This is a genomic window from Pseudomonas sp. Z3-6, assembly GCF_051131985.1.
In the GTDB taxonomy this organism is placed as follows: Bacteria; Pseudomonadota; Gammaproteobacteria; order Pseudomonadales; family Pseudomonadaceae; genus Aquipseudomonas; species Aquipseudomonas zanjanensis.
In genome coordinates this window covers 875481-893398 of record NZ_CP071644.1, presented here as the reverse complement: position 1 = coordinate 893398, position 17918 = coordinate 875481, and the positions used below count along the sequence as shown (strand labels likewise).

14 protein-coding genes are annotated in these 17918 nt (G+C 56.1%); 11 read left to right on the top strand and 3 right to left on the bottom strand.

The window, feature by feature from the left end; all coding sequences use genetic code 11:
* The first annotated feature begins 349 nt into the window (after positions 1-349).
* The 7 genes from J3P88_RS04035 to J3P88_RS04005 all read left to right on the top strand — a co-directional run bounded on the left by J3P88_RS04035 (position 350) and on the right by J3P88_RS04005 (position 10540).
* Entirely contained in the window at positions 350-1006 is a 657-nt protein-coding gene (locus tag J3P88_RS04035; RefSeq protein ID WP_305491160.1) for a DedA family protein, read from the top strand.
* A gap of 5 nt (positions 1007-1011) precedes the next feature.
* Positions 1012-1824: a zinc-dependent peptidase gene (locus J3P88_RS04030; protein WP_434574124.1), complete on the top strand. Its 813-nt coding sequence runs from the start codon at positions 1012-1014 to the stop codon at positions 1822-1824.
* Between the two features lie 111 nt (positions 1825-1935).
* Positions 1936-2463 (top strand): inorganic diphosphatase, encoded by a 528-nt coding sequence (gene ppa / locus J3P88_RS04025; RefSeq protein WP_186613746.1) that lies wholly within the window; start codon positions 1936-1938, stop codon positions 2461-2463.
* Between the two features lie 194 nt (positions 2464-2657).
* Positions 2658-3389, top strand: coding sequence for a LexA family transcriptional regulator (locus J3P88_RS04020; protein ID WP_434574121.1), 732 nt, complete (start codon positions 2658-2660; stop codon positions 3387-3389).
* Between the two features lie 528 nt (positions 3390-3917).
* Complete coding sequence (locus tag J3P88_RS04015) at positions 3918-5894, top strand: type I restriction-modification system subunit M (RefSeq protein ID WP_434574119.1); 1977 nt, start codon at positions 3918-3920, stop codon at positions 5892-5894.
* Positions 5891-7339: a hypothetical protein gene (locus J3P88_RS04010; RefSeq protein ID WP_434574117.1), complete on the top strand. Its 1449-nt coding sequence runs from the start codon at positions 5891-5893 to the stop codon at positions 7337-7339. The genes J3P88_RS04015 and J3P88_RS04010 overlap by 4 nt, the downstream gene beginning before the upstream one ends.
* Entirely contained in the window at positions 7340-10540 is a 3201-nt protein-coding gene (locus J3P88_RS04005) for a type I restriction endonuclease subunit R (protein ID WP_434574115.1), read from the top strand.
* Between the two features lie 168 nt (positions 10541-10708).
* On the opposite strand, the gene J3P88_RS04000 is transcribed toward J3P88_RS04005, so the two are convergent.
* Positions 10709-11824, bottom strand: a complete 1116-nt coding sequence (locus J3P88_RS04000; protein ID WP_434574113.1) for an endonuclease NucS domain-containing protein — start codon at positions 11822-11824, stop codon at positions 10709-10711.
* A 230-nt stretch (positions 11825-12054) separates the two neighbouring features.
* On the opposite strand from J3P88_RS04000, the gene J3P88_RS03995 reads away from it, so the two are divergent.
* The 4 genes from J3P88_RS03995 (at position 12055) to J3P88_RS03980 (ending at position 15152) form a co-directional block, all read left to right on the top strand.
* Positions 12055-12636: a DarT ssDNA thymidine ADP-ribosyltransferase family protein gene (locus J3P88_RS03995; protein ID WP_434574111.1), complete on the top strand. Its 582-nt coding sequence runs from the start codon at positions 12055-12057 to the stop codon at positions 12634-12636.
* On the top strand, positions 12633-13277 hold the full coding sequence (darT, locus tag J3P88_RS03990; RefSeq protein WP_434574109.1) for a type II toxin-antitoxin system toxin DNA ADP-ribosyl transferase DarT: 645 nt from the start codon (positions 12633-12635) through the stop codon (positions 13275-13277). Before J3P88_RS03995 ends, darT begins: the two co-directional genes overlap by 4 nt.
* Positions 13274-14362 (top strand): type II toxin-antitoxin system antitoxin DNA ADP-ribosyl glycohydrolase DarG, encoded by a 1089-nt coding sequence (gene darG / locus J3P88_RS03985; RefSeq protein ID WP_434574107.1) that lies wholly within the window; start codon positions 13274-13276, stop codon positions 14360-14362. The genes darT and darG overlap by 4 nt, the downstream gene beginning before the upstream one ends.
* Positions 14363-14690: 328 nt before the next feature.
* Positions 14691-15152, top strand: a complete 462-nt coding sequence (locus tag J3P88_RS03980; RefSeq protein WP_434574105.1) for a hypothetical protein — start codon at positions 14691-14693, stop codon at positions 15150-15152.
* Between the two features lie 173 nt (positions 15153-15325).
* Here the strand turns inward: J3P88_RS03980 and J3P88_RS03975 are convergent, their stop codons facing one another.
* Positions 15326-15685: a DUF6124 family protein gene (locus J3P88_RS03975; protein WP_434574104.1), complete on the bottom strand. Its 360-nt coding sequence runs from the start codon at positions 15683-15685 to the stop codon at positions 15326-15328.
* 605 nt (positions 15686-16290) lie between these two features.
* Entirely contained in the window at positions 16291-17565 is a 1275-nt protein-coding gene (locus J3P88_RS03970; RefSeq protein WP_434574102.1) for a glycoside hydrolase family 68 protein, read from the bottom strand.
* Positions 17566-17918: the final 353 nt, after the last annotated feature.

Sequence of the window (17918 nt, the reverse complement as noted above, 5' to 3'; positions counted from 1 at the left end):
ACTTCGTGGCCGAGTAACCCTTTGTGGCGAGGGAGCTTGCTCCCGCTGGGCTGCGCAGCAGCCCCAATCCCTGAGCACGCGGCACATCAGGATGACCGCGGTGGCAGCTGTTAGGACCGCTTCGCGCTCCAGCGGGAGCAAGCTCCCTCGCCACAAAAGCGGTCCGAGCCACGCCTCATCCAGGCAATCCCTCAGAAATCCCCAGCTACAAACTCCCCCCGCACTCCCCCCGCCCCACCGTATAATGCCGCTCTTCCCAGCTTGTAAGAAAAAGCTACACACCCTGTAGCCATACTCAAAGCCAGACCCATCCGCCTGCCGAGTCGGGCCGCCACCACAGGTGCCATACATGGATTTCAACCCCCTCGACCTCATCCTGCATCTCGACGTCTACCTCGACATGCTGGTGACCAACTACGGGACGTGGGTCTACGCCATCCTGTTCCTGGTGATCTTCTGTGAAACCGGCCTGGTGGTCATGCCGTTCCTGCCCGGCGATTCCCTGCTGTTCATCGCCGGCGCCGTCGCCGCCGGTGGCGCCATGGACCCCGTCCTGCTGGGCGGCCTGCTGATGCTCGCGGCGATCCTCGGCGACAGCACCAACTACCTCATCGGCCGCACCGCCGGGGAAAAACTCTTCAGCAACCCCAACTCGAAAATCTTCCGCCGCGACTACCTGCAGCAAACCCACGACTTCTACGCCAAACACGGCGGCAAAACCGTGACCCTGGCGCGTTTCCTGCCAATCATCCGCACCTTCGCCCCCTTCGTCGCCGGCGTCGGCAAAATGAACTACCTGCGCTTCTTCGGCTTCAGCGTCCTCGGCACCGTCCTTTGGGTCGGCGGCTTGGTGACCCTCGGCTACTTCTTCGGCAACGTACCGTTCATCAAGCAGAACCTGTCGCTGCTGGTGGTCGGCATCATCCTGCTGTCGCTGCTGCCGATGATCATCAGCCTGGTGCGCAGCAAACTGAACCAGCGCGCCTCGAAAGCCCAACCGCGCTGATCGCCATGTGGTCCCTGAGCAACTGGCGCCGCCGACGCACCCTCGCCAAACACCCCGTGGCCGAGGACACCTGGCAGCGGGTGCGCCAACAATTGAGCTTCCTCGACGGCATCAGCCCCGCCGAGGACCAATGGCTGCGGGAAGCCTGCGTGCTGTTCCTCCACGACAAACACCTCACCGCCCTGCCCGGCGTCGAATTGCACCAGGAACAACGCCTGCTCCTCGCCGCCCAAGCCCAATTGCCACTGATGCACCTCGGCGACCTGAACTGGTACCAAGGCTTCCACGAAATCGTCCTCTACCCCGACGACTTCCTCAGCCCCCAGCGCTACCGCGACGCCAGCGGCATCGAACACGAGTGGGACGGCGAACACAGCGGCGAAGCCTGGCCCCAAGGCCCGATCATCCTGGCCTGGGACGGCGTCGTGGCCAGTGGCGGCTGGGACGGCTACAACCTGGTGATCCACGAACTGGCGCACAAACTCGACATGCTCAACGGCGACGCCAACGGCCTGCCACCGCTGCACGCCGACATGCGTGTCAGCGACTGGGCCGAGGCCATGCAGCAAGCCTTCGACGACCTCGACCGCCAACTCGACCAGAACCCCGACGCACAAACCGCCATCGATCCCTACGCCGCGGAAAACCCCGCCGAGTTCTTCGCCGTCACCAGCGAATACTTCTTCAGCGCCCCAGACCTGCTGCACCAGGCCTATCCACGGGTGTATGAACAGCTCAAGGCGTTCTACCGCCAGGATCCGTGGGCCCGGCTGCGGCAACTTCAGGCCGAAGATCCGGTCTATCAGGCGTCATACTAAGGTCTCTAAGACCCTGGTAACGTGGCAACAGCGGCCGAATATGCCTATAATCGCCGCCACTTTTTGGTCAATCCGACCAGTCATTTGGTCAACTAACGGGGGCACCGCCCAATGAGCTACAGCAAGATTCCGGCTGGCAAAGACCTGCCGAACGACATCTACGTCGCAATCGAAATCCCGGCCAACCACGCCCCGATCAAATACGAAATCGACAAAGACAGCGACTGCCTGTTTGTTGACCGTTTCATGGCCACCCCGATGTTCTACCCGGCCAACTACGGTTACATCCCCAACACCCTGGCCGACGACGGCGACCCCCTCGACGTGCTGGTCGTGACCCCATACCCAGTGGCCCCAGGCTCGGTCATCCGTGCCCGTCCAGTCGGCATCCTGAACATGACCGACGACGGCGGCGGCGATGCCAAAGTCATCGCAGTGCCACACGACAAACTGTCGCAACTGTACGTCGACGTGAAGGAATACACCGACCTGCCACCGCTGCTGATCCAGCAGATCGAACACTTCTTCGCGAACTACAAAGACCTCGAAAAAGGCAAGTGGGTCAAGATCGAAGGCTGGGCCGGTGCTGATGCCGCCCGTGAAGCGATCACCCAGTCGGTTGCCGCCTACAAAGGCTGAGACCGAACTTAAAAAGAACCCCGGTTAGTACCGGGGTTTTTTATGTTTGGATCCTGCTTAATACAACTTCGTATTAATAGCGTTTAGCCACGTTTACATTGCCAGTTTCGATTCCCGCAAACGGAAAGATCATCTTATAAATTCACACGACATGTTTATTGCCCAAAACACAGTCGTCTCTAAACTTTCCGTTTATGAAAATACTTTCCAGTGGCGACCGCTTCAGAGCCCTCCTCAGAGAAGCGAACATCCGATCCGCCGACTTCGCGAAGTTGTACGGCGTGAAATCCCAACACGTGAACAACTGGTTCAACCGTGGCATCCCGCCCGGACGCATCCACTCCATCGCTAGCCTGCTGACCGTCAGCCCGGAGTGGCTCGCCCGCGGCGAAGGCCCACAAACGCCATTGGGCCTCGGCCCCGGCACCACCTATGAAGCCGCCGAAAACGACGGCGTCTACAGCGTGGCGGAACCCACGGACATCGAACTGCCCTTCTACAAGGAAGTCCCCATCGCCCCCGGCGAAACCAAAACCCACATCACCGAAATCCCCGACCAATCCATCCGCCTACCCCGCAGCCACCTCGAATCCCTCGAAATCGACCCCAGCGACGCCATCTGCATCACCATGGTCGGCGACAGCATGGCCGAACGTATAGAAGACGGCTCCACCCTCGCCATCGACCGCGGCCTGACGCAAATCGTTGATGGCCAAATCTATGCCCTCGAACACGACGGCATGTTGCGCATCAAATACCTCCACAGAATCCCCGGCAACCGACTGCGCCTGCGTAGCCATAACAGCACCGCCTACCCCGACGAAGTCTTCAGCGCCGAGCAGATCGACGCGCAACACATCCACGTGATCGGCTGGGTGTTCTGGTGGTCAACCCTCAACAAACAGAGACCGCCGGTGTTCGACTAACCCACCCAAGACCAGAAACCGTGGCAGGAACTGCAGTAGAAGCTGTGGCAGGAGCTTTTGTGGCAGAGAGCTTTTGTGGCGAGGGAGCTTGCTCCCGCTGGGCTGCGCAGCAGCCCCCTGCTTTCCCCCTAAATCCCCCTAACCCAATGATTCCACACCACTTACCACTGGGATTCCAAAGCAAACCCGCGTATCCTCCGCCCCACATTTGCGAGCCCACGCCTCGCACCGACAAGGCAGATCACTTTCTGACCAAGTCCCACAGCCGGCCGCAAGAGCCGGATGTACGTTTTGAAGGCTGGTAAGGTTTGTCAAAAACGAGCTGAATCAGTCAACGAGAAGCCGGCCATAAGCCGGCTTTTTAATGCCTGAACTTTACCCGTCTTTGCACCAGCCCCAGACTCAGCCTGTCTCCTAGCTATCAACGCCCAGATATCCCCAAGAACCTATCAATCCTGCATCGCCTATGACATGTAGGCAGTCCGGCGGGTTAAACTCGGCTTTTTGCCTACTCCAAGGAGTTGCTGCGTGAACACGGAAAATCATTCCCAGACGGCCGCCTTTCTATGGTCGATTGCCGACCTGCTGCGTGGTGATTTCAAGCAATCCCAGTATGGCCGCATCATCCTACCGTTCACTTTATTACGCCGTATGGAATGTGTGCTGGCACCGACGAAAGACGAGGTGATCAGGCAAACCTTCGCCCAGGAAGGCCGTCCAGATACTGTGCGCGAAATGATCCTGCTGCGCTCCGCAGGCCAGCAATTTTTAAATGCTTCGCCGTTGACGCTAGGAACCCTGTCGGACACCCACACCGCCGCCGACTTAATGAGTTACGTACAAGCCTTTAGCAAGGATGCCCGCGAAATCTTCGAGCACTTCCACTTCGAGGACTTCGTTCAGCAGTTATCCAGCGCCAATCTGCTCTATCAAGTGGTGCAGCGGTTTGCTGCTACCGACCTGAGCCCCGAGCGCATTAGCAACTTTGGCATGGGCATCATCTTCGAAGAACTGATCCGCAAATTTGCGGAAAGCTCCAACGAAACTGCCGGGGAGCATTTCACCCCACGCGATATTGTGCATCTGACTACCTCCCTGGTGATTACCAATCAGGATCACAAACTTACGCCCAACAGCATCGTCACAATCTATGACCCGACGGCGGGCACGGGTGGATTTCTGTCTGAGGGTGACGAGTACATCCAATCCATCAGCGAAAAGGTTAGCGTGTCGCTGCACGGCCAGGAGCTCAACCCCGAGTCCTACGCCATCTGCAAAGCGGACATGCTGATCAAAGGCCAGGACGTGGCCAGCATCAAGCTAGGCAACACTCTGTCCAACGACCAACTGGCCAACAAACGCTTCGACTTCATGCTCAGCAACCCACCGTTCGGCGTGGAATGGAAGAAGGTGCAGAAGCAGATCACCAACGAGCACACGGAAAAGGGCTTCGATGGCCGCTTCGGCCCCGGCCTACCGAGAGTGTCCGACGGCTCGCTGCTATTCCTCCTGCACCTGGTCAGCAAGATGCGTGACCCGCGCGACGGTGGCTCTCGCATCGGCATTATCCTCAATGGCTCGCCGCTGTTTACCGGCGGCGCGGGCTCGGGAGAGTCGGAGATTCGCCGCTACCTGCTGCAGAATGATCTGGTGGAAGCCATCCTAGCGTTGCCGACGGACATGTTCTACAACACCGGCATCGCCACCTATGTGTGGATACTCAGCAACCACAAGACCGCTGCTCGCCAGGGCAAGGTGCAGTTGATCGACGGCAGCCAGCACCACGCCAAAATGCGCAAGTCGCTGGGCAGCAAGCGCCAGTACATCACCGAGGATCAAATCAGCGAGCTGGTGCGCCTGTATGGCAGCTTCGAGCAAACCACGCTGAGCAAAATTTTCCCCATCGACGCCTTCGGCTACCGCCGCATCACCGTCGAACGCCCGCTGCGCCTGAACTTCCAAGCCAGCGCCGAGCGCATCGCTAAAGTGCTGGAAGAAAAAGCCCTGCAGAAACTCGACAGCGCCGCCCAACAACAACTGATGGTCGCCCTGCAAACGATGGACGCCAGGGTGTTGCACCGCAACCGCGAGCAGTTCAGCAAACTGTTGAAAAAAGCCCTCGCCGTGCACAGCGTTAGCCTCAGCACACCGGAGCTAAAAGCCCTGATGAGCGCTCTAAGCGAGCGCGACCCCGAGGCGGATATCTGCATGACCAAAGGCCAGCCGGAAGCCGACGCCGGCATGCGCGATAACGAGAACGTGCCGTTGGGCGAATCGGTGCACGAGTACTTTGCGCGCGAAGTCATCCCCCATGTACCGGATGCCTGGATCGACGAAAGCAAAACCGATGCGCAGGACGGTGAGGTCGGCATCGTCGGCTTCGAGATTCCCTTTAACCGCCACTTCTATGTATTCCAGCCACCGCGTCCGCTGGCCGAGATCGACCGCGACCTAAAAGCCTGTACCGACCGCATCAAGCAGATGATTGAGGGGCTGTCGGCATGACAAATTTGGCAGGAGCAAATTTGAACAACGGCGCAGCCGTTGGCCCGCAGGGCGAGGGCAGGGAAAGCCCGAGTAGTTTTCCAGAGTATCCGGCGTATAAGGCTTCGGGTGTTGAGTGGCTCGGGGAAGTGCCGGAGCATTGGACGGTGCAGCCACTTAAACGAGCCATTGCAAAGATTGAGTCTGGCACAAGTGTCAATGCGGCAGACTACCCTGCTGAACCGGGCTCTTACGGAGTTCTTAAAACTAGCTGTGTTTATACGGGGCAGTTCGATTGGAGAGAAAATAAAACAGTCGATGATGAGGATTTGAATCGAGTTAGCTGCCCGCTGAAGATCGATACGCTTGTGGTCAGCAGGATGAATACTCCTGATCTGGTAGGTGCTACCGGCTTAGTAACTGAAGCTCCAGCTGGCATATTTCTGCCCGATCGCCTATGGCAAGTTTATTTTGAGAAGAACCAGTCAGCGTCATTTGTTTTCTATTTCACCAAGGCGCCTGAGTATCGTGAGCAGGTAAAAAATGCTTGCTCGGGTACAAGTTCCAGTATGCAAAATCTTGGTCAAGATGACTTCCGAACACTTCTGTTCGTCGAGCCACCAGTGGCTGAACAAACCCAAATTGCCCGTTTCCTCGACCACGAAACCGCCCGCATCGACGCGCTGATCGAAGAGCAGCAGCGCTTGATCGAACTGCTCAAGGAAAAGCGCCAGGCCGTGATCTCCCACGCCGTCACCAAAGGCCTCGATCCCACGGTGCCGATGAAAGACTCCGGCGCGGAATGGCTAGGCGAGGTGCCGGCACATTGGGAGACTTTGCGAATAGGTGCCGTTTACTCGGAAGCTGCGGATAAAGGGCTGGCCGAGCTTCCTGTGTTACGTGTTTCGATTCATCACGGGGTATCTGATAAGGAGTTGTCAGAGGAGGAGTCGGACAGAAAAATCACCCGCATAGACGATCGCGAGAAGTACAAGCGAGTTCGCCCCGGGGACCTTGTCTACAACATGATGAGAGCGTGGCAGGGTGGGTTTGGTGCTGTCCTCGTAGATGGCCTTGTTAGCCCTGCATATGTAGTGGCCCGCCCTAAAAACGAAGATATCTCAAGATATGTAGAACAGCTTTTGAGAACGGGCTGTGCTGTCGAGGAAATGCGTAAAAATTCTTACGGGATTACAGACTTTCGACTGCGACTTTACTGGGATCAATTCAAAAACATCGTCATTGTCATCCCGCCAGAGGTTGAAAGGCAGCAGATCATGGAGCGCATTGATTCGTTGATTAACGAGTCTGAGGCTTTGAAAAGTGAAGCAGATCGGCTGATAGTCATTCTCCAAGAACGCCGCTCAGCTCTAATCTCCGCCGCCGTCACTGGCAAAATCGACGTGCGCGGCTGGCAGCCACCGGCCCGCGCGCAAGCCCCCGTATTAGAAGCAGAGGCCGTATAAATGGCGGACAGCAAGGAAGCTCAGTTTCAACAAGACATTATCGACGCCCTGGCCACCCAAGGCTGGCTGGTGGGTACAGCCAGCGGCTACGACCGGCGCACGGCGCTGTATACCGAAGATGTGCTGGGCTACTTCAAGGAGGCCTGGCCGGAGCGTTGGGACAAGTTCGCCAAGGCCAACCCGAACAACCCGGATGATGTGCTGGTGCAAAAGCTGGTACGCGAGCTGGAGCAGAGCGGCACGCTCGATGTGCTGCGCCATGGCTTCAAGCTGCCGGCGGTGAAGGTTGAGCTGTGCAGCTTTCAGCCCGACCACGGCATGAATCCGGACACCCTCAAACGCTACCAGTGCAACCGCCTGCGCGTGGTGCCGGAGGTGTCCTACTCGCCGCATTTTCGCGAGGCTGGCAGCGGTGGGCAGACCTATAACCCACGGCTGGATCTGGTGCTGTTCGTCAACGGCATCCCCACCGCCACGCTGGAGCTGAAAAGCGAGTTCAAGCAGTCGGTGGAAAACGCTAAGCGCCAGTATCGGCAGGATCGTCCGGTAAAAGACCCGCTCACACGCAAGCCCGAGCCACTGCTGACCTTCAAGCGCGGTGCGCTGGTGCACTTTGCCGTGGGCCAGAACGAAGTGGCGATGACCACCAAGCTGGCGGGCAAGGACACCTTCTTCCTGCCGTTCAACCTCGGCAGCGCGGAAGGCGGCGCGGGCAACCCGCTGCCGGAAGATGACAGCCAATACGCCACCAGCTACCTGTGGCAACGCCTGATGCAGCCGGATGCCTGGCTCAAGGTGCTAGGGCGCTTTCTGCACCTGGACAAGAAAACCAGCGAAGGCTTCGACGGCACGCCGGTGACCAAGGAGACGATGATCTTCCCGCGTTACCACCAGTGGGAAGTGGTCGACACGCTGATCAACACCACCCGCGCCGAAGGGCCGGGCAAGCGCTATTTGATCCAGCACAGCGCCGGCTCGGGCAAGTCCAACTCCATCGCCTGGACGGCGCATCAACTGGCCTCGCTGTACGACGATGCCGGCCAACGGTTGTTCAACTCGGTGATCGTGATTACCGACCGCACCGTGTTGGATAAGCAGCTGCAGGAAACCATCTACCAGTTCGAGCATGCCCAAGGCGTGGTCAAGCAGATCAATCGTGAAACCAGCAGCCAGAGCAAATCCGAACAATTGGTCGAGGCGCTGGCTGAGCAGACGCGCATCATCATCGTCACCATCCAGACTTTTCCCGCACTGTTCGATGCGTTAGACAAGTATCCCAAGCTGGCTAGCGGGCGCTACGCGGTAATCGCTGACGAGGCGCACTCTTCGCAGACCGGCTCCTCGGCTAGCAAGCTGAAGCAGATTCTCGGTAGCGATGCACTAGACGCCGAGGAAATCAGTGCCGAAGAACTATTGGACGCCGCCGTACAAGCGCGCCAACCAAACGAGCGCATCAGCTACTACGCCTTCACTGCAACGCCCAAACCCAAGACCCTGGAGCTGTTCGGTCGTCCGGCTGACCCTACGCTGCCGGCCAGTTCCAGCAATAAGCCGGAGCCCTTCCACCTTTACTCCATGCGCCAGGCTATCGAGGAAGGTTTCATTCTCGACGTGCTGCGTAACTACACCACCTACAGCACCGCCTGGAAGATCGCCCACCCGGATGGCGAAGACGACGAGGTGGAGAGCAAGAAGGCGCGTATCAAGTTAGCTCGCTGGGTGCGCTTGCATCCTTACAACATCAGTCAAAAGGTTGAAGTGATCGTCGAGCACTTCCGCGCCAATATCCGCCATTTGCTCAATGGCCAAGCCAAGGCCATGGTGGTGACCAGCAGCCGCCAGGAAGCGGTGCGTTACCAGTTAGCGGTGAGAGCTTATGTAAAGCAGATGGGCTACAACGATGTGCACCCACTGGTGGCATTCTCTGGCAGCGTGTTACCCGATGAGGCGATCCCTGAAGAGGTGACGGAAAACAGCAGCCTACTCAACCCTGGCCTAAATGGCCGCGACCTGGCACTGGCGTTCGATACCCCAGACTTCAATGTGATGATCGCGGCCAACAAGTATCAAACTGGATTCGATCAGCCCAAGCTGTGTGCCATGTACGTGGACAAGAAGCTACAAGGCGTGGACTGTGTGCAGACCCTGTCGCGGCTGAACCGCACTTTCGGCGACAGCAAGGAAACTTTCATCCTCGACTTCTTCAACGAGCCACAGGATATTCTCGACGCCTTCTTGCCGTACTACACCAAAGCCGAGCTGAGCGATGTAACCGACCCACAAATCATCTATGACCTTCAGAAGAAGCTGGATGCCGAGGGAATCTACTACTGGCAGGAGGTCGAGGCGTTCGCCATGGCCTTCTTCGACCCCAAGGCTGCGGCCAGTAAGCTCAGCTATTACTGCACGCCAGCCAAGGAGCGCTTTGCCAAACGTTTCGCCATGTCGTTGGAGTCGCGCCAGCAGGCGCTAGACTTCAAACGTACGGCCGAAGCTAACGGCGATAATAACGGACTGAAAAAAGCTGAGTTCGCGCTGAAAGAGGCTGGCGAACAAATAGATCAACTCGACCTGTTCCGAAAAAATCTACAGAGCTTCGTGCGCCTATACGAATTCCTCTCGCAGATTGTGGCTTACGAGGACCACGAACTGGAGCAGCTTTGTGTGTATGCCAAACACTTGCACCCGCTGTTGCGTTTGGATCGTCTACAACAAGATGACGTGGACGTGGGCGAGCTGCAACTGACCCATTACCGACTGAGCAAGCGTGCCGAGCATCAACTGCACCTGAGCGAGGAACAAGGTAAGTACCAGTTAAAACCTGGCAACGATGTGGGCAGCGGTAAACCTCACGACCCGGAGAAAAAGCGTTTATCGGAAATCATTGAGGCACTCAACGAGATATTTGGCGCTGAAGTGAGTGACGACGACCAGCTGCAATTCCTCGCTGGCATCGCTCAACGCATCAGTCGTCAGGAAGATGTGATGGCGCAGGTAAATAACCACTCGATCGAACAAGTGATGCACGGCCTGTTCCCGAAGCGAGTGCTGAACACCGTACTGGACGCCATGACCGACCACGAAAAACTGTCGCTGGAAGTTTTGGACAACGAAACCAAAAGTCGGGCATTTGCGCTGGTGATTCTAAAGATGCTGAAGATGACGGCTGGCTTCGATGAGGATCCACGGCACGGTGCCTGATGAGTTATTCATCGGGAAAACTGAATTGCTAAAACGACGGGGGAATTTACGGTGCAGGAAAGCTCTGCTGCACCACTCCCCCAGGCTACACAATGGCTTACGCTTTGACAGCGAGGCGGCCCATTTTCAGCTCAATCCCCATCCCTCACCCTGCGAATATAGACGCCGCTACTGCTTGCTCACATCCTCGGCAACAGCCACTTCGTCGTAATGCGGAAATCGTTGCTTCAGTCGTTCAATCGTCCACCGCCATTTGGGCGTAGTGGGACGACAAATCGTATTCTGGTTACCAAACATTCCGACCTCCCGCACAGCCTGACTTACAGGCACGTTCTGCAGCCATTGAATCGGAACAAAGTAGTCGCAGCGCTCCGGATCGTCGGCAAACTCAGCGTGATAGGTGGCGCGTTTCGCAACCTCCAGCACCGGCCGCTCTTCACCATCCTGCATGACTGTGAATTCGTTTGCGGGCGTGGACGTTCCCAAAACACGCCCTACACCGACGTAACCTTGCTGGGGAATATTTACCCAGATCCGATCTCCTGGAGAGAGGAGTTGCAAGGTCTTGCTGTACCACGCACCTCCGCCACCAGAAATGAAACCGAACTCTACTGCGTCAGCCCATGAGCGCGAGACGGAATCGCCGAACGAACAGTAAAACTCTCCATTCCAAGGCTCGCTATGCCCTTCACTTGTCGATACGGCGTTCACCTGAGTCTGAACAGGATCGAGTAACCAGGACCGACTCAGCAATTGCTGATCACCTACCTGGAAAACTTGGAAGCAAAGCACATTGATCGGAATATCTCGCTTGCTGAGGTATTCAACAATTCGCTCGCTGCTGGCATCCAACTCCGTGGCGACGATGATCAGTTGATGGCTTTTATTCAGATCATCATCGTCGAGCACACGACCGAAGCGCGCGAGAAAATCTGCATACAAGCTGCTCCCAGGTCGGAACCGTTGGTAAATCGCCGCAATTTCATTCTCACGCAAACTTTCTACCCAAACGGCGTAGTCGAGGGCCTGAGCAACGACTTCACGAGGTGTGCGATCTCTTTTGAGCTCAATCAGCACCAGACTTCCATCAGGTGCAATGGCCAGTAGGTCGATGCGGCCGCCCATTCCGGTGGATTCTTGTCTGCCTATCAGCATCCACTCCTCAGAGAGAATGCTGGGCGAGCTGATGATCATTTCCTCAAGCAGTTGCTCGCTGGCCAATCGGCTTTGGCGAAGCTTGTTCGGTACAAGACCGACGGTCCATACGTCCGTTTTGATAGGCAAGTTTTGAGTCCTTTAGGATTTGCGTAACCGAGCGATGAAGAGTGATTGCTACCTTGATGACCGGTCAAGACAAGGGACCGAGCCGCCCACGAATAATGGCACAACAGAATCACAAAAAATGCTTTACTAATTTCTACAGGGGAACGCGCCATTTGCTAGATCGAACAATAATGAGGGGGTTGAAGCCTGCTCAGATGCTCAGATTAGATATATAGGTCAAGGAGACCAGCATGTCAGAAGTCAAAAATATCAAGGATCAAAAGCTTCTGTACCACCTTACCTCGGCCGAAAACCTCGACGGGATATTCAGGGAAGGCCTGAAACCTCGAGCTGCTCTCACCAACTTTATTGACGTAGCCGACAGCGAGATTCTGAAAAAACGCCAAGCCCTTGAGCTTGATCGCTATGTGCCCTTCCACTGGTTTGCTGCAAATCCATTTGACGGAAGTGTGCAGTTCAACAGACCGAAAACAACATTTGTACTGATCTCGGTTTACCGATCACATGCCCAAAAAAATGGTTGGAAAGTCATTCCTCGCCACCCGCTGGCAAACGATGAGATTCAGCTACTTGAGTACGACCAGGGCTTCGAAGCCATCAACTGGGAGGTCATGAGCACCCGAGACTACCAGGACCACGACTGCAAGAGCATTTGCATGGCTGAATGCCTCTCTCCCGGCATCGTCGCTCCGAATGACTTTTCTACACTTTTTGTTCCGAATACTGATGTCGAGGCGCTTTGCACGGAAAAAATGCGGGAGGCCGGTGTTAATGTACGCCTCACCGTGAATCCCGGAATGTTTCGCAAATGATCTACAGCAGACTGAATCCAGAGAAGGCTCTGATTTGGCGTATCGTCCATCGGGACAACCTGCCTTGGATTCTGGACAACGGTCTGCACTGTGCAAATTCGAACGTTCAGTCACCACAGTACGTAAACATCGGCAACCCTGACTTGATCGACAAGCGCCGAACCCGCCACGTTCCCATAGCACCGGGAGGGGTATTGGCCGACTACGTGCCCTTCTATTTCACGCCCTTCTCTGTGATGATGAAAAATATCCACTCGGGGCGCAGTGTTCAGCAGCGCAGCAATGACGAGATCGTGATTCTGGTCTCTAGCCTGTACCGCATTGAGCAGATGGGCCTTCCGTTTGTCTACACGACTGCCCATGCCTACCCCGATTGGACAGACTACTACAGCGACTTGGCAAATCTCGGCCAGATCGATTGGTCTATCATTCAACGACGCGACTTCAAGCGCGATCCTGACGACCCTCAGAAGATGGAGCGGTATCAGGCCGAAGCGCTGATCCACAATCATCTACCCATTACAGGACTCCTTGGCATCATGTGCTACACCGATGCAATGAAAGAACGCATAGAGCAGGACGTAACCGCCAGGGGCTTGGTGCTGCCTGTCTATGCGCGTCCGGGATGGTATTTCCAATGATCCGTTTTACCCAAGGCAACCTCCTAGAAGCCAAAACCGAAGCCCTCGTCAACACGGTGAATACCGTGGGCGTAATGGGTAAAGGTATCGCGCTGATGTTCAAAGAGCGCTTCACGGAGAATTACCGACTGTACGCTGCTGCCTGCAAGGCTGGCGAAGTGGAGACGGGCAAGGTTCACGTGACGGCGGTCAGTGAACTGGAGGGGCCACGCTGGATTGTGAACTTCCCGACTAAACGTCACTGGCGCTCACCTTCGCAGATGACGTGGATAACCGAAGGTTTGCACGACCTACGTCGCTTTCTGATCGAAAACGATGTGAAGTCCGTGGCGGTTCCACCGCTAGGCGCCGGCAACGGCGGTTTGAAATGGCCAGAGGTTCGCGAGCAGATTGTTGAAGTCTTGAGCGATCTGGATGTCGACGTGCTGGTGTTCGAGCCGTCCAACCAGTATTTGAACGTTGCTAAGCGTAACGGCGTGGAAAAGCTCACGCCTGCTCGTGCACTGATTGCCGAACTGGTTCGTCGCTACTGGGTTCTGGGTATGGAATGCAGCTTGCTTGAGATTCAGAAGCTGGCCTGGTTCCTCGAACGTGCCATCGAAAAGCTGCCAAACACCGAAAACCCTCTGAATCTTCAGTTCGTTGCTCACAAGTACGGGCCGTATGCCAACCGGTTGGAGCATCTGCTCAATAACCTGGATGACAGTTATCTGCATTGCGATAAGCGTATCAGTGATGCGGGTATCAGTGATGTGATCTGGTTTGACGAAGGGCGCAAAGCGTTCCTACAGACTTATCTTCAAACAGAAGCCAAGGAATACGCCCAAGCCTTGGAGCGTACCGCCGAGTTGATCGATGGTTTTGAGTCGCCTTTCGGCATGGAATTGTTGGCGACGGTTGATTGGTTGCTGAGCCAGGATGGGATTTCCCCGACTGTTCCTGCCGTGCGCGAGGCGTTGAAGCATTGGGATGGCGGAGCGGGTGCTGCGGCTCGTAAAAGCAAGCTGTTCGATGATCAGGCTCTTGAGATTGCGCTCAAACGGCTTACTTCCAGTAGTTTCAGACCAGAGATGGCGACCTGTTAGGGGTAACGCCTATTTCAGCGGGGTAATTGTGCAGCAGGCTATTGCACAATCTCCACGCTCCTCGCTTCGAGACCCTCGGTAAATTGTGCAAGTGCCTCTTGCACAATTTGAGCCCATCGCTTAAACCGCGCATATCTCAGAACATTCCTACAGCAATACTTCCTACATCCAAGTACCGCTTCAACTCCAGACAATACGTATCCCCTCTTGGGAACCATCCTACAACTTTCTGTTTTAGGACCTTGCTACCATTCGCCCAGAGCATTCCGAGCTCATTAAAATATTCACCCCATCGAATTACTACAGCCAAACCTTTTAGAGTTTACTCATGACGAAATCTGCCGAAGAATCGACACCCACAACCCAAGCGACGCCCCTGCTAGCCGCCCCTCGGTTCTACATCGTTTCGAAAAACAAATTCATCGTTATGTTTTTATTAACCCTTGGCTACTATTACACCTACTGGCTGTACAAAAACTGGAAAACATACAGGATCGCCACCAATGCAAGAGTGCTGCCCTTGATACGCACCATCATGGGCGTGCTATTTACTTATTCATTACACATGAAAATTGATCGACAACTATATATTTCTCACACGCACTACAAATGGCACCCGCGCCTACTTGCATTTGCACTTATAGTTTCCGAGTTTGTAGGGATTATGCCGCATTCTGGCCGAGCGCACCTGGAGCTCATTCAGCCATTCCAGCAGCAACATTGCTTTTTAACCTGTTCTGCCTACTTCGGGTTCAGTCAGCCATTAACCATCTGGAAAATGATCCGCTAGGTCAGCAAAACTCCAAAATAACTGCTGCCAACTGCTTCTGGATTTCACTGACGGGTGTTGGACTGGCCATGCTGATCTATACGGCAGTGATGGCTAAGCTATAAGCCACTATGAAAAAAAAGGTCTTGCCAAACAAGACCTTTTTTTCATACCCGGGGTAAGCGCGGCCCCTGCTACCTCACCTCAACAATATCCAAAGCCCGATTCGCCAACAGTTCACTCACCTCAATCACCTGCAAAATCCCCATCGCAACACGCCGTCGCGAACCATCCAGATCAAACGCCAAATCACTGATCATGGCATTCGCCGAAGCTAGGTTTTCACTGAGACTGGCGAGCAGACACTCCGAATCAACATCAGGCGCGATGCGGAAAATGCTGTTGGGATTGTCAGACGTTTCTTTCTTCGGCGTAGGCTTCAGATAAAAATCCAAAGCCCGTTCGGCAGCTTCATCGAGCTTCTTGTTACGAGCAGACTGAGCGCGAGAAACATGCTCATCTGTAGCTGGCGGGTTCGGTGTAATTTTAGCCATGGTAAAGCTCCTAGAGTCTGTTGGAGCTACCACCATTCGCTGCGAAACGAAGTTGGGGTGGCAGCTGTACGCGGGTTCGCAGACCGGGACTCTAGGGACCGGCAGACCCAAGGGGTCTCCCACGCACAGCCACCTCTGACGAAATCACAGACATGGGTAATCTGCTTTCGAAGGTGACGTTGTGCGCCTATAGAGTCCGGGCTGCGAAACCCGATCACTGATGCTCAGTGACAGGACTCAAACTACCGACGGGCCCCAAAACGCACAAGCCGGCGGATTCTGGCGTAGTTGTAGGCAATGGCGCAAGGCGATGTCGGTCGTGGCTGGTCTCGTGGGGTCACGATAAACAGCTGGCCGGAATGCTGGCTGACACACCGCTATCGCGAGCAGGCTCGCTCCCACAGAGGCGCTTGTGTACATACGTCGCAGGGGAATGCATGCGCGACTGGCTGCATCCTTGCAGCCAGTCGCGAAGCGGGTTACGACGCGTTGTTCAATGGGGCTTGCGAGCAATGTCGCAATGAATCAGGCGGGATATCTCGATCCTATCCACAACGGTTTTGCCATCGACCGCAAACCCGCTGCCTGAAACCCCTGCGTTGCTGTTACTTGAGGGTGACGTCAAGCATCGGCGGGATGTAACCGTAGTCGTACTCGGCCACCACGAACGTCTGCAGCCCTTTTATTTTCATGCCCACCGTTGGCGCCTCGGTGCCACCGACACGAATCTGCGTGCCGGTTTCGTCGGTCGGTACGCTGTCGATGAAGGAGGTCACCAGGCCGTTTGGCATTACATAGTGCGAGTAGGTCTGGAATGGCTGCGAGGACGGGTTGCCCAGCACCAGGCCGGAACCGTTCAGCGGCACGTAAGGGCCGAACAGCGAGTCCGCGACGAAGCCGTACACGCCGTCCGGGCCGGTGACACCGTCGGCGTAGGTGAAGGTATGGCTGATCGTGAACAGGTAGTACTTGCCATCCTGGAACACGAAGTGCGGGCGCTCGGTCTGGTCGTTTACCCCGACGGCGGTCAGCAGTGGCGGCAGCATTTCCCAGTCGTCGCCGTCGGCGCCACGGGCCACGGCGATGCCGACGCAGGCGGTCTGGAAGCGCGAGTTGCCGACGTCTTCATAACCCGGTGGCACGTCGCCGATTTCTGCCTCGCCTACTTTGTGGGAGCCGCGTTCACCGGCGACGTTGCCTTCGAACAGCATGTACAGCTTGCCATCGTTCGGGTCGCGGAATGGCCATGGGTCGCGGAAACCCCAGAACGCGTTTTGGGCTTCGGTCTGGTACAGGTTGCCGTCGGCCTCGAACAGCGGCTTGACCTTCTCGAAGCCGACCATGCTGACACCGTGTTCAGTGGTCACTACCCGGCCGCGCACCTTGACGATGGTCGCGCCTGGGGTGACGGCGGTGTAATACAGGTCCACTTCGCCTCGGTCGTTCAACAGGATCGGCGTACCGGCCCATTCGCGAGCGGTCGGCGAAACGCCTTCGGCCATCACGCGGCCACCGAATTCCCAGTTCTTGCCGGTGCGAGAAAACCAGTAGTACATCTTTGCCCGACCGTGGCGATCGTTCCAATCGCGGAGGATGTCGTAGTTGCCGTCCTCGTCGAGGTACTGCGGGTCGTTTGGATGACGATCGGCGGTCAGGGTGAAGATCACCGACCAGCCATCGACGGACGTCACGTTACCGTCCAGGTCGCGCAGGGGCATGGTGTCCCAGATGAACACGTCGTTGTTCAGTACCGGGAAATCCGCGCTGACCAGCGGCTGGGTGGTGGTGGGGTCGTCTGCCCGGACTTTCAGCGCGTCGGCGCGGGTCCAGAGGCTGGGTTGATGGGGGGTTGCACCGAATTTTTCAGTGGTTGTTTTCATGAGTTAGAGCCTCGTCCATGAATGGATTTAAATAAGTAGTGATTTAGAAATACTGTATGCACATACAGTGAAATCACCTTATAGAGGCTTGCCTATGCAGGTCAAGCATAAAATGCATTTGTGCATATTTTGGTTTTTTCTCGTCGCTGATACGTTTCAGCTTTGAGCGTTTGAAGAAGTTTGTTTTTGGGAGATCGCCGATGTTGCCTGCACGCTTGGTGTTCTGAGCGCTTGGCGCTATCGCGAGCAGGCTCGCTCCCACAGTTGGGCGTGGTATGGCTGTTATGGCGGTGGGTCAGTTGTTTTGATGTGGCTGGTGTTGCGCTATCGCGGGCAAGCCTTGCTCCCACAGG

Coding starts and splice junctions, on each gene's coding strand:
- J3P88_RS04005 (WP_434574115.1), top strand. CDS start 7,340: ATGGCGGACAGCAAGGAAGCTCAGTTTCAACAAGACATTATCGACGCC.
- ppa (WP_186613746.1), top strand. CDS start 1,936: ATGAGCTACAGCAAGATTCCGGCTGGCAAAGACCTGCCGAACGACATC.
- J3P88_RS03995 (WP_434574111.1), top strand. CDS start 12,055: ATGTCAGAAGTCAAAAATATCAAGGATCAAAAGCTTCTGTACCACCTT.
- J3P88_RS03970 (WP_434574102.1), bottom strand. CDS start 17,565: ATGAAAACAACCACTGAAAAATTCGGTGCAACCCCCCATCAACCCAGC.
- J3P88_RS03975 (WP_434574104.1), bottom strand. CDS start 15,685: ATGGCTAAAATTACACCGAACCCGCCAGCTACAGATGAGCATGTTTCT.
- darG (WP_434574107.1), top strand. CDS start 13,274: ATGATCCGTTTTACCCAAGGCAACCTCCTAGAAGCCAAAACCGAAGCC.
- J3P88_RS04010 (WP_434574117.1), top strand. CDS start 5,891: ATGACAAATTTGGCAGGAGCAAATTTGAACAACGGCGCAGCCGTTGGC.
- darT (WP_434574109.1), top strand. CDS start 12,633: ATGATCTACAGCAGACTGAATCCAGAGAAGGCTCTGATTTGGCGTATC.
- J3P88_RS04030 (WP_434574124.1), top strand. CDS start 1,012: ATGTGGTCCCTGAGCAACTGGCGCCGCCGACGCACCCTCGCCAAACAC.
- J3P88_RS04020 (WP_434574121.1), top strand. CDS start 2,658: ATGAAAATACTTTCCAGTGGCGACCGCTTCAGAGCCCTCCTCAGAGAA.
- J3P88_RS03980 (WP_434574105.1), top strand. CDS start 14,691: ATGACGAAATCTGCCGAAGAATCGACACCCACAACCCAAGCGACGCCC.
- J3P88_RS04035 (WP_305491160.1), top strand. CDS start 350: ATGGATTTCAACCCCCTCGACCTCATCCTGCATCTCGACGTCTACCTC.